At 45.9% G+C, this 12,563-nt stretch carries 8 protein-coding genes; 2 read left to right on the top strand and 6 right to left on the bottom strand.

The window, feature by feature from the left end; translation table 11 throughout:
- Positions 1–7: 7 nt before the first annotated feature.
- The 6 genes from VV1_RS09935 to VV1_RS09910 all read right to left on the bottom strand — a co-directional run bounded on the left by VV1_RS09935 (position 8) and on the right by VV1_RS09910 (position 7,779).
- Complete coding sequence (locus VV1_RS09935; RefSeq protein ID WP_011079991.1) at positions 8–2,728, bottom strand: ImpA family metalloprotease; 2,721 nt, start codon at positions 2,726–2,728, stop codon at positions 8–10.
- A gap of 147 nt (positions 2,729–2,875) precedes the next feature.
- Positions 2,876–3,553 carry an ABC transporter permease gene (locus VV1_RS09930; protein WP_043921090.1) on the bottom strand — a complete coding sequence of 226 codons (678 nt, stop codon included), beginning with the start codon at positions 3,551–3,553 and terminating at the stop codon, positions 2,876–2,878.
- Positions 3,554–3,559: 6 nt separating this feature from the next.
- Positions 3,560–4,300 carry an ABC transporter permease gene (locus VV1_RS09925; RefSeq protein WP_011079989.1) on the bottom strand — a complete coding sequence of 247 codons (741 nt, stop codon included), beginning with the start codon at positions 4,298–4,300 and terminating at the stop codon, positions 3,560–3,562.
- 90 nt (positions 4,301–4,390) lie between these two features.
- Positions 4,391–5,161: an ABC transporter substrate-binding protein gene (locus VV1_RS09920; protein WP_013571389.1), complete on the bottom strand. Its 771-nt coding sequence runs from the start codon at positions 5,159–5,161 to the stop codon at positions 4,391–4,393.
- A gap of 237 nt (positions 5,162–5,398) precedes the next feature.
- Positions 5,399–6,169 (bottom strand): ABC transporter ATP-binding protein, encoded by a 771-nt coding sequence (locus VV1_RS09915; protein WP_011079987.1) that lies wholly within the window; start codon positions 6,167–6,169, stop codon positions 5,399–5,401.
- Positions 6,170–6,399: 230 nt separating this feature from the next.
- Complete coding sequence (locus VV1_RS09910; RefSeq protein WP_250698498.1) at positions 6,400–7,779, bottom strand: flagellar sheath protein A; 1,380 nt, start codon at positions 7,777–7,779, stop codon at positions 6,400–6,402.
- Positions 7,780–8,326: 547 nt separating this feature from the next.
- Here VV1_RS09910 and VV1_RS09905 point away from each other — a divergent pair.
- Both VV1_RS09905 and pflB read left to right on the top strand, forming a co-directional pair.
- Entirely contained in the window at positions 8,327–9,874 is a 1,548-nt protein-coding gene (locus tag VV1_RS09905) for a DUF3360 family protein (protein WP_011079985.1), read from the top strand.
- 288 nt (positions 9,875–10,162) lie between these two features.
- Entirely contained in the window at positions 10,163–12,439 is a 2,277-nt protein-coding gene (gene pflB, locus VV1_RS09900) for a formate C-acetyltransferase (protein WP_011079984.1), read from the top strand.
- Positions 12,440–12,563 lie beyond the last annotated feature (124 nt).

Raw genomic sequence — 12,563 nt, 5'->3', positions numbered from 1 at the left:
GCTAATTCTACGGCCAAGAGGTTACACCATCGACTGGCACAAATTGCTTCGCAAAGTCAGTTGTACAGTAACCGGTGTTGGAGGAGACAAAGTAGTTCAGTGGCATCGCAGGATGATTGTGAGTAATCACTTGCTGCTTCGCTTTATCACTGAAGGTGAACCCCCACATATTGAGATACGCCCGCATGTCTCGCTCGGTAATGTAGCTCAGCGCGACCAGTAGCCAATCATTGTTACTAATCGCATTGGCTTCATCCAACGAATACTGGCTAAAACCGATGGACTCTTTCCTCGCGTCCCACAACTCAGCACTTCCTTTCAAGCGATTAAATTCCCGCTCTATCAAGTGCAAGCGACCCAATAGGTGCCAGCCATCGTTTAAGATGCCTTGTTGCTGAGTCGCCATCATCATCTGAATGTAAACGCGCGCCCCCCAACTCCAACCGGTTTGATTTTGTGCGGCCATAAAGGCACTGGGATCCGCCTGCTGACGGCTCTGCTGCAACAGCTCATACTGTCCTTTAAAATCTAGAGACTGGCACTGAGACTCCTTGCCTGTATCTATGTCTATAAAATACTGAGACTTGCTGTAATAAGAGTAATAGTTGGTGGTGGAATGCCCTTCCCAACCAGCAAAACGAAAACGGCCTTTTTCTAACCCATGGCCAAGCTCATGCAAATCGCCATGACCCACAGGGCTAAATGCCCAATAGGCATCGTAAGGATTGCCAGAGCAACCAGACCCACAGGTGGCTTGATCGGCATTCATGTGTTTCACCATATCGATAGTTTCCACCTGCCAACCTTTGTTTTCACCGTAGGTTTGCACTTGTTCAAACACCGTAATCCCCGGACCTTTAAAGCCTGCTAACGCATGCGGGAAATTGTGCATGTACCGCTCTGTCGCCTGCGCCATGGCAGCAGCACTTCCCGCCCACTCTGTTGCTGAGATCGACTGCAGCATTTTGTCGCGTTTTGAGTGGACTTCAAATCCCGGAGTGATCAGCTCTGCCCAATCAAATTGGTCTTGATTCAGTTGCGCGGCAAACGGTTCATTATCCTCAGCACTTCGCCAAACGGGATGTTGCGCCACATTGGTGAACCGCAATTCAACGGGGAGATCGTTGGTATCAAAATGGACTTGAATCGGCCCGCCGTAAGCAGAGGTCAAACGAATCGTTTCACCGCTCTTAATCTCATAAGTGGTTGAGGTGAGGTGTTTAGGGCGGCTATAACCGTTTGTTGAAAACTCGTGGGTTGCCCCACTGCGGAGTGAGTTAATCGCAATCGACACCTTCACCGCGCTGTTATCACGGCGCGTGATTTGGAACGTTTCGCCAGGCAAGGCGTACACGCCTGCAGAGCGGAAGTTACGTTTCGATTCCAACTGAACCGTTTTGCTGATCCGCGCGATCTCAGCACCAAATTCACTGCGGCTAAAATTACCCATATTCGGCTGTTTAGGGTTGATCGAGCGAGAATGATATTGGACATAATCGGCAAAATAGGATTTTAGGAACTCAAGCGATGCGGTGGTCGATTTATCCATCGGAAACACCACATCCTGACGATAACGATCCGCCAGCAGCACCATCAGTTTCTCGTATTGGTAGTCTGCGGTTTTAAACAGATCGACTTGGCTTCGATCCAAAGACAATAAATGGTTGCGAATAGAGTTTGCCGCAAGGTAGAACTCGCTGTCCATCTTGGCACTCTCTGGGCATGATTTATCATCGCACTGCGTAAGATCCACAGTGAAACTGTCATTGGCCAAACGGGTGAGCAACGCTTGTTGGTCAACAATCTTTTGAGGAATTGAGCCCTTAAGCGATACGGCATTCCATTGGCTAATACCCAATTTTCGCCAATAGTTATCACCGACATAACGGACATGGAAAAGGTCAAACAACGCGTTACCTAGCTCCGTCATGCCTCCATCCCAATGCAAATAAAGGATGGGAATACCGTCAGCCTGCGCTTTCTCAACGGCACTTTTGACAGTCGCCACTGAATCCCCACTGTTCGTATGCTGGGATAAAATCAGCAAATCAGGCTTTGCCGTGACACACGCCAGCAGCTTTTCGCCATCACACTGGTTGGCATCGTTAAAGCTAACCGCTTCGCCATATCGTTTACTTAACCAATTTCTTGTTGCTTGCTCATCGGGGAAATAATGCGATTGATCCATCTGCGCGATCACCGCGTTGGCCCCTTGCTTCAATGAGCCACCATTTAGCCAGACCAACAGGTTATCCAGCCAAATCTCCATGTCACTGTTCACGGATGTCGGGAAACGTTGAGCCGTGCGAAATGGGTTGCTCCCTAAAAACGCGTATCGCTGACCAGATGAACTTGTTCCCGCAATACCAAGCGTCAATACTTGGTCTTTGTATCCATCAGACATTGCTTTGTTTGTCTGTAAAACCGCTTGGTTAAAGCCGTAGGTGGACTGAAGAATGGCGGCATCGTGGGTAGGGTCCCAATGAAGAGAGGACGTGTTCGCCGCTAATTGCTGCCACAATGCATCGCTTCGTTGTTGAGTCTGCGCAACATAACGCTGACTGGCTTGAATAAATTCATTTGGATCGGATACCAGCAAGGCATTTCCGCTTTCAATCGCCCGCTCTACATCCGTTTTGACTTGTGCTGTTGAACCACCGCCACCACTACCACCACCGCACGCGGTCACCGCAAGCGCCAGCAAGCTGGAATAAAAGATCTTGTTCATTTTCTCGCTCGTTCTTTTTGTTTTTCTTAGTGTAATTAATGACTTCAGAACAACAACCAACGAGCTCATTGCGATGATTGATTTTGAACTAACCTAACATAACGGCACCCTATAGGTGCCGTTCATAAGTTTGTTGAACCATCTAAATTAGCTCAATGGTCTGAGGTATGCGAGGAAGCGTTTCTCCGCATTTTTGAAGACCCAAAGGATCAAAAACGTCAGCGACATGTAGAATAGGCCCGCGGTTAGAAACGATTCGAAAGGTGCGTAGTAACGCGAGTTGACCAATCGAGCTGCACCAGTAAGATCGATAATCGTCACAATACCGGCGACCGCACTGCCGTGAAGCATAAAAATCACTTCATTACTGTACGCAGGCAGCGCGCGGCGCAACGCACTTGGCAACACGATACGGCGATATGTCATCCAATGGCTCATGCCATAGGCTTTTGCCGCTTCCACTTCCCCTTTTGGCAAACCGTTGATCGCGCCACGAATGATTTCGGCGGTATACGCAGAGGTATTCAAAACAAACGCCACCAAAGCGCAGAACCAAGCATTTTCCCAAAGCGTATCTTTCACGGGGAAAAACTGATCCATACCGTAGTAAATGAGATATAGCTGAACCAACAACGGCGTACCACGGAAAAAGTAGATGTAGCCCCAAGCAGGCAAACTCACCACATAGTTGCGGCTGTTTCTTGCCACTGCCAACGGTATGGCAATACCTAAACCAATCACCAGTGACACAGCCACCAGCCAAGCGGTTGTCCATAAACCATCAAGGTAGATAGGAAAACTTTCTACGATTAATGAAAAGTCCATAATCATCTACCTCGTATGAATGCTGAATTTACGTTCTAGGACTTTCAAACAGCCCGTAGAAACGCTGGTAAAGAAGAGGAAAATCAGCGCCACCGCCATATAAAAGGTAAATGGCATTTTGGTTGATCCTGCGGCTAAAGCGCCGACGCGAACCATATCCTCTAAACCGATGATGGAAACTAACGCGGTCGTTTTGAGTAACACTAGCCAGTTATTACCAAAACCAGGCAACGCGTGACGAATCATTTGCGGCAGCAATATGCGGCGAAACGCCAACGCCGAGCTCATGCCGTACGCTTTTGCCGCCTCAAGCTCCCCCTTATCGACCGCCATGATGGCACCGCGGAAGGTTTCCGCCATGTACGCGCCGAAGATAAAGCCTATGGTCAGAACACCGGCAATAAAAGGGCTCACGTCTACATAGTCAGGAAGGTAGGAGACCCATTCATGCGTGGGATCACTTGATGTAAACCACTCGTTGAGCCATTCATTGACGGCATAGAGAGAGTTGTTAAGAAAAATCTGGCCACCGAAGAAAATCAGCATCATCAAGACAAGATCAGGAATCCCTCTGATGATGGTGGTGTAAAGTGTGGCGATAGCACGCGCCCAACGATAAGGCGCCATTTTGGCAAGCGCGCCCAACATGCCAAGTAACATGGCGAGCACAAGGGAAAGTAATGCCACTTCAATGGTTAACACGGCCCCTTTAAAGATAGAGGCTTCATATCCTTGTAAATCCAGCATAGGTCAGTTCCTAATCCCTAGAATCTAGAATCCTAATTGCCGGGTACATCCAGGAACGAACCGGCAATTAGGGAGAGAGTTCAACAGTGATTACTCGCCATATACGTCGTATTTGAAGTATTTTGCTGCGATCTGCTGATAAATGCCTTTTTCACGAAGAGATAGAATAGCGGCATCCAATTGCTTGGTAAGATCTTTATCTTGCTTACGAACCGCAATACCAAAACCTTCACCAAACCATTTTGGATCCGTTAGTGATGGGCCAACAAACTCGTAGCCTTCACCACCCGCTTTGTTCAGCACGCCTTCTTCCAATGCCGAAGCATCACCCAAAACCGCGGCGATACGGCCATTGGCTAGGTCAAGATACGCTTCATCAAATGAACCGTAGCGTACGATATCAACGTTCTTGCCATAGTTATCGGTTAGGTATTTGTCGTGAGTGGTTGCGCGTTGAACACCGATTTTTACGCCGCTCAGTTTGTCAAAATTCAAGCCTGCGCCTTTCTTCGCGATGAATTTGTTTGGGATCAGCGCGTATTTACCAGTGAAATCGACTTTTTGCTTGCGCTCTTCTGTGATAGACATAGCGGCAATGATTGCATCGTACTTACGAGCCAATAGTGACGGGATAATGCCGTCCCAATCTTGCGCGACGATCTTACATTGCACTTTCATCTCTTCACACAAGGCATTCGCCATATCGACGTCAAAGCCTTTTAGGGAACCATCGGCTTCTGTCCAACTAAATGGAGGGTACGCCCCTTCAATGCCAAAGCGAACCGTTTTCCATTCCTTCGCCTGAGCGATGCCCGACACAGCGGTTGCGGCCAATGTTGCTGCAAGTAACCACTTCTTCATATCCATACTCCTGTGATTGTTTTTGTATTGCGATGTTGTGTTTCGTTTTTAGGTTCTAGGTTCTAGGTTCTAGGTTCTAGGTTCTAGGTTCTAGGTTCTAGGTTCTAGGTTCTAGGTTCTAGGTTCTAGGTTCTAGGTTCTAGGTTCTAGGTTCTAGGTTCTAGGTTCTAGGTTCTAGGTTCTAGGTTCTAGGTTCTAGGTTCTAGGTTCTAGTACGATAGAATACCCATCACCTTTTTAATAAATCGATGAAATAAACTGCTTTAAGCGCTCTGAATCAGGATTGGTGAACAACTTTGACGGTGCGCCTTGTTCTTCGACCAATCCTTGATGTAGGAACATCACGTGGTTAGAGACATCACGAGCAAACGCCATTTCATGCGTCACCACTAACATGGTGCGGCCTTCATCTGCCAGATCTCGCATTACCCCCAACACTTCACCGACCAACTCTGGATCAAGCGCCGATGTCGGCTCGTCAAACAGCATCACTTCAGGGTCAACCGCAAGGGCGCGAGCAATCGCAGCACGCTGTTGCTGACCTCCAGATAAGTGACCTGGGTAGTAATCTTTACGCTCATACAAGCCGACTTTTTTCAGCAGCATTTCTGCTTTTTCGATCGCCTCGGCTTTGGGCACACCCAGTACATGAACAGGCGCTTCAATCACATTTTGTAGCACCGTCATGTGAGACCAGAGGTTAAAGCCCTGAAAAACCATCGCCAAGCGCGAACGGATGCGCTGGACTTGCTTTTCATTGGCTGGAACCGCCTCACCCGCACGGTTGTTTTTCATCTGGATCAATTCGCCATTAACCCAAATTTCACCTGCGGTGGGCGTTTCTAGTAAGTTGATACATCTAAGGAAGGTACTCTTACCGGAGCCGGAAGAGCCAATGATGGAAATAACGTCCCCTTTGTGTGCAGCAAGTGAAATGCCTTTTAGCACTTCATTCTGACCAAACGTTTTGTGCAGTTGTTTGATATCCAGCGCTGGTACGTCATGCATGCGCTTGTACTCCCTGTGTTTTTTGTCACTGCCAAGGCACTCCGGCCCCTTGAATGGATACAAACTAGCATCCTATCAATTGAGTTGCAACAAATTATTAACCTGCATTTTTGGCATAGTTAAAAACGAAAAGTAGATTTATATTCACAATTTAGCAATATATTCTTTTATCGATGCATAGAAGACATAAAAAAAGCCTCCAAGGGGAGGCTTTATAAGATACAAAAATGTTAATTATCTCTACTTAAAAGCAATGAGCGTGTTGTTGATGAATTATTGTAAGCAGCACGAACTTCTTTCAGATTTGCTGCAATACCCATGACATCTTTAGAAGTATCTAGCCCATCACCATTACCAAAACGAGTCATAAACTCTTTCAAAGATAACGAATCAAGATCTTCCGCTAACATATAGTCTTGCGTAAGGTTAGAGGTGGATGAAATAACAAGATAATCAGCGACACTTGCTGGAACGCTATCGTAATTGAGATTCGGTACTCTCAACGAAGGTGTAATTAGTGTATACAAGGTATGCCTTAATACATAAGGAGTAGAGCCAGATGTAGCACCTTGCTGGTAGCTGATTCTCTGTAAACCATTTTCATTAGACAAGCCGATACTACTGGTAATATCGATGGTTTGATTTGCCACAGAAGGTTTCGCATCGTTCGTATTTGATAGCATAAACAATGAATTATCATCTACAACAAGCTCCCAAGCCGAGCTTATTTCATCAAAATATGTGGCATCCCACCCTGCAGTCGCGATCGTTCCATTTACCTTAAATGACCAAGTATCGCCATTTGTCGCTGTTGGATGATAGAAAGTACTTCCCTTACTGATCGTAGACAAAAGATATTGGAACGACTTGTAATTAGAGTAAATCTCGATGTCACTAAAGTTGATCAACGAAGAACCAATTGAAGGAGTAGAAGATGACCCGGCAAACTTCATCATGCCTTGATTCCAATCTTCAAAACCATATTGGAACAATTGACTACGGTTCGTTGTTCTATATTGAGCGATCATCGTTTGTTCTCCAAAGATCGCTTTGAGCGTTTTTCCACCAGTCAACTGTGGGTTAGTACCCGTAACAGTTTCAATTTGTGAATCATAGTAATAAGTAACATCCGGATTACCCGTCGCATCATCAGCATTCAAATATTGAAGCGAGCTCTTGGTAATAATTGCATCGTTATTACCTGTGACGCAGGTAGAATCATTGACGATGGATTCAACAGACAAATAGACATTTCTCAGCGAATCGTCAGAAGCCAACACCTCTTTAGAAAACGTAATTGCATTAATTACTGTACCGTTAGCCTCCTGCACTGTAAAAAAACCGCCATCAGGAATACTTTGCAATACCAAGGATAGCTTACCATTTTTGGTGCTCACCAAGTCCCCTTGTTGTTCACCAGCAGAGTTCGAGTAAAAGCCAATAATCTTATTATCTAATGACGTACCAACGACATTATAATTAAGAACTTTATCAACCGAGTTTTTCTGATACTTAGCAAAAACTGTGCAGCTTCCATTGGCTGATAAATCCTTTTCTACCGGCGTTACAAACGTAAAACTATATGATGTTGATGGAGTACCACCGGCCACCACCACCACCACTACTGCCACCACAGCCGACTAACCCCGCAGAAATCATTGCCACTAGCGGCATCATTTTTAATTTTGTCATTCTCTCATCCTGATACGGCAAAGTTTCGCCAATTAAAAGTCACTGGCAGCATCCTTGCAAAAATAACGCCAACTTATGTTAACTGCTGATCACAATACAAACAGAAGTGTTCACCTAGACGCATATTTGTTTTAAATTTTCTAAAAACAGACGTGCTATGAAAGCAAATTACACATAAAAACCAAGGACTTTTCGCATGCCAGCTACTTTCTGTAGTTTTCTTTCACATCTTTTCTTAAAGTGATCTAAATCAATCACCCCAAAGGGTTAACTTGCTAGACTCGGCCGTAAAGTTGAGGCTGATCTCAGCCGTCAAAATTAGTGAAATTTAGCTATGCTTAGGCACGTGGTATTCGTGCGACAATAACCCTAACACCTAGCATCGGCTATAACAGGAAGAACCCGCAGGATGCGGACTATAGAATTCAGATCGAATTACTAACTTTTTAAATATATGAGGAATCTATGTCAGACGCAGTGAATAAAGTGCATTCTGATTCAGATATTGAAACGAAGAGCTACAGTGAGCTTCATCGTCCAGCTTCTGAATTTGCCAGCCGCTCAGACTACCTAGACCACGAACTGCAAATTATGAAACCGCGCCGTTTCGGTTTGAACCTTCCTGGTCGTGACTTCCGTTTTGAACTTGAGGACCTTGTTCCTGCGCTTGCTGGTACTATCGGTATTATCGCGATGTACTCTGCAGTAATGATGTCTTGGGCAGACGGTCTAACCCAAGCTTGGGACCACATCAATTTAGGTAAAGAATTTGCTATCGAAGTGGCGCGTGTGGAAATGTTGTTCCCAGCGTTATTCTTCTGTGTTATCGCATCTGGCTTTGTGAACCCACGAGCTAACTTAGCCGGTAACCACGGTCCAATGATCCCTCTTATCGGCGCGATTGCTCTCGCTGGTGCTCACCCTCTTGCATTGGCACTTCTACTTGGCGTGTTTGGTCTCCTACTGAGCTACTTTAAAGGTGGTTCTAAACTGGTGAACCTGACCTCCGAAGGTACCGCAGGTGGCTTGTTGATCTTCCTCGGTTTTACCGGGACGATGAGTCAAATTACCTCCATTCAAGAATGGGCCGTTGGCCTGCAATCTGCTGACGTTGCAGCTGGCAGCCTAGGCTACATTGGTTTGGTTGTGCTTGGCATTAACATCGTTATTTACGCACTGCTTGCTAAACTCAACCTACGTTGGCTGGCAATCCCTGTGTGTGCGTTTACTGGCTTGGTGATTGCACTTGCGCTAGGTGCAGGTTTTGATCTTAAGTTCGAAACGGAAATGGGCCTACCTAACCTGAACCCAGTTTACTGGTGGGGCAGCACTGAGACTGGTTGGCAACTTGGCCTACCAACGCTACAACACTTTATCGCTTCTCTACCATTTGCGATTCTAGCGGTAGCAATGTGGTCTCCAGATTTCCTTGGTCACCGTATTTTCCAAGAATTGAACTATCCTAAGAAGACAGAAAAAGTGCTGATGGATGTCGATGACACCATGACCATGTGTTCTATTCGTCAAATGGTGGGTACTGCACTTGGTGGCGGTAACATCACATCGTCTTGGGGTACATACATGATCCCAGCCGCGATTGCGAAGCGTCCAATTCCTGGTGGTGCAATTATCCTAGGCTGTTTGGTAATGACGATTGCGATTCTTGGCTTCCCAATGGATGTCGCGGTATGGCCACCAGTAATGCGTTGTGCGCTATTAGTAGGTGTATTCTTACCTCTACTTGAAGCGGGTATGCAGATGGTTCGTAGCACAAAAGATTCGCAAGCAGCGGGTATCTGTATCTTTGGTTCTGCGGTTGTGAACCCAGTTCTAGCTTGGGCATTGACCATGCTACTAGATAATAATGGTCTGATTGGTGACAAAGAGCGCGCATCTAAACTATCTTTTGTAGATAAAGTAGTGATTCCTGGTGGTGTTCTTATTATCTGTCTAGTTGCTATGCTTGCAGTTGGTATGCTAGAAAGCCAGTACGGCATCAAAGCTTGGCTATAAGCGTTCAAAAAAAGTTTGGGTGGTGCTGGTCACCACCCAAATTTTATTGAGTTTTTTTAGCTTTTATTGATTTAGTTTAAGGTTTGCAAAAAAATTTTAGTATACCCTGAAGGAAAGTTAATAAGGCAAGACATGAAACTCAGTGACAATATGTATCGTTTTATGAACAGTTCGCAAATCGATACATATTGTTATTCATAAGAGTGTACTGCTCCTCTTTAATGAGAGGATGGCTGGCTCAACAGCCACAACAGTACGTGTTTTTTCTACTAAAAAGGTAGGTATGTCATGGCAGAGCAATTTGCTAAAGCTTGGGAAGGTTTTGCAGCAGGTGACTGGCAAAACGAAGTAAACGTTCGTGATTTCATTCAGAAGAACTACACTCCGTACGAAGGCGACGAATCTTTCCTAGTTTCTGAAGGTACTGAAGCAACCAACAAGCTTTGGGCTAAGGTAATGGAAGGTATCAAAATTGAGAACTCAACTCACGCTCCAGTTGATTTCGATACTGACCTAATCTCTACCATCACTGCTCACGATGCAGGCTACATTGAAAAAGATCTAGAGACTATCGTTGGTCTACAAACTGACGCACCTCTAAAACGCGCTATCATCCCTAACGGTGGTATCCGCATGGTTGAGGGTTCTTGTAAAGTTTACGGTCGTGAACTCGATCCTCAAATCTCTAAAATCTACTCTGAATACCGCAAAACACACAACGCTGGCGTATTCGATATCTACACTCCAGATATCCTAGCTTGTCGTAAGTCTGGTGTTCTAACTGGTCTTCCAGACGCTTACGGCCGTGGTCGTATCATCGGTGACTACCGTCGTGTTGCACTTTACGGTATCGACTTCCTAATGAAGGACAAACTGGCTCAATTCAAGTCTCTACAAGAGCGTTTTGAGAACGGTGAAGATCTTCAAATGACTATGCAACTTCGTGAAGAGATTGCTGAGCAACACCGCGCTCTAGGTCAAATGAAAGTGATGGCAGCGAAATACGGTTACGATATTTCTCGCCCAGCTGAAACTGCACAAGAAGCTATCCAATGGACTTACTTCGGCTACCTAGCGGCTGTTAAGTCTCAAAACGGTGCTGCAATGTCTCTAGGCCGTACTTCTACGTTCCTAGACGTGTACATCGAGCGTGATATCGCTGCTGGTAAGATCACTGAAGTTGAAGCTCAGGAAATGATCGACCACTTCGTAATGAAACTACGTATGGTTCGTTTCCTACGTACTCCTGAGTACGATGATCTATTCTCTGGCGACCCAATCTGGGCAACAGAATCTATGGGTGGTATGGGTCTTGACGGTCGTACGCTAGTAACGCGTTCAAACTTCCGTTTCCTAAACAGCCTATACACAATGGGTCCTTCTCCAGAGCCAAACATCACTGTACTTTGGTCTGAGCAACTACCTGAAGGCTTCAAGAAGTTCTGTGCGAAAGTATCTATCGATACTTCTTCAATCCAGTACGAAAACGACGACCTAATGCGTCCAGACATGAACTCTGACGACTACGCAATCGCATGTTGTGTATCTCCAATGGTTGTTGGTAAGCAAATGCAGTTCTTCGGCGCTCGTGCAAACCTTGCAAAAACGATGCTTTACGCAATCAACGGTGGTGTTGATGAGAAGCTGAAAATGCAAGTTGGCCCAGTAATGCCTAAGATCACTTCAGAAGTCCTAAGCTTCGACGAAGTGTGGAACAACCTAGACCACTTCATGGACTGGCTAGCGAAGCAATACGTTGCTGCACTAAACGCAATCCACTTCATGCACGACAAGTACAGCTATGAGTCTGCACTAATGGCACTACACGATCGTGATGTTTACCGCACAATGGCTTGTGGTATCGCTGGTCTATCTATCGCAGCTGACTCACTATCTGCAATCAAGTACGCGAAAGTGAAACCAATCCGTGACGAAGATGGCGTAGCTATCGACTTCGAAATCGAAGGCGACTACCCTAAATTCGGTAACAACGATGCTCGCGTAGATGACATCGCTTGTGAACTTGTTGAAGTGTTCATGAACAAGATCCGTAAGCTTAAGACTTACCGTGATGCTGTTCCTACTCAGTCTATCCTAACTATCACATCAAACGTGGTATACGGTAAGAAGACAGGTAATACGCCAGACGGTCGTCGCGCAGGTGCTCCATTTGCACCAGGTGCAAACCCAATGCACGGTCGTGATGAGAAAGGTGCTGTAGCGTCTCTAACTTCAGTAGGTAAACTACCATTTGCTCACGCGAAAGACGGTATCTCTTACACCTTCTCTATCGTACCTAACGCACTTGGTAAAGATGAGAACGCTCAACGCGCTAACCTTGCTGGTCTGATGGATGGTTACTTCCACCACGAAGCTGGCATCGAAGGCGGTCAACACTTGAACGTAAACGTTCTAAACCGTGACACGCTTCTAGACGCAGTTAAGCACCCAGAGAAGTACCCTCAGCTAACTATCCGTGTATCTGGATACGCAGTTCGCTTTAACTCTCTAACTGCAGAGCAACAAGCTGACGTTATCGCACGTACTTTCACTGAATCTCTATAATCTAGAGCTCAGTTAGCAAAACCGGCACTCAGTTGCCGGTTTTTTATTTTTTTGGGAGTAGAACCTCCTACCTTACTTTCTTCCTTCCTCGCTCGCTCACTCTGTCATAGAAAATGGTTTTCTT

The sequence above is a fragment of the Vibrio vulnificus CMCP6 genome, from assembly GCF_000039765.1.
Classification (GTDB): Bacteria; Pseudomonadota; Gammaproteobacteria; order Enterobacterales; family Vibrionaceae; genus Vibrio; species Vibrio vulnificus_B.
The sequence above is the reverse complement of the archived record's forward strand: the minus strand, read 5'-3'. Positions and strand labels throughout refer to the sequence as shown.